Annotated in this window: 1 protein-coding gene; it reads right to left on the bottom strand. The window is 70.2% G+C overall.

Annotated elements, in window-relative coordinates; translation table 11 throughout:
* Nucleotides 1-500, bottom strand: a 500-nt coding sequence (locus tag SM757_RS35050; protein ID WP_322468875.1) for a hypothetical protein, incomplete at both ends; no start/stop codon positions are given.

Genomic DNA, 500 nt, shown 5'->3' with positions numbered 1-500 from the left:
AGCGCGCAGCACCTGGCCCATGGCGGCGGTGCCGGAGAGGGTCACGCTGCCCGTGGGCGCGTCGTTGGCGTTGTCCACCGCCGCGGTGGCCGCACTGGTGCGGCTTTCGGCATGGCCGAACTGGTCCACGTAGGACGCGCGCACCGTGAGGCCCTTGCCCACGTCGGCCTGCGTGAGCGTGTAGCGCTCGCCCGTGGCGCCTTCGATGGCCTGGCCATCGCGCAGCCACTGGTAGGTAACGGTGCCCAGGCCATCCTGGTCGCGCAAGTCGTTGGACGCCTTGAGCGTTTCACCCTGCGCGACCTTGCCGGTGATGGTCACGCTGCCCGTGGGCGCGTCGTTGGCGTTGGAGACCGCGATGCTGAGCTGGACGTCGGCGGTATTGCCCGCGGCGTCGGTGAGGCGCACGGTGATGCGGTGTGCGCCAGCCTGCTCGAAGTCGAACGATGCACCGGCGGCAACGCTGAGCTGGCCCGTTGCGGCATCGATCACGAAGCGGC

This window comes from Azohydromonas lata (assembly GCF_034427735.1).
Classification (GTDB): Bacteria; Pseudomonadota; Gammaproteobacteria; order Burkholderiales; family Burkholderiaceae_C; genus Azohydromonas; species Azohydromonas lata.
The sequence above is the reverse complement of the archived record's forward strand: the minus strand, read 5'-3'. Positions and strand labels throughout refer to the sequence as shown.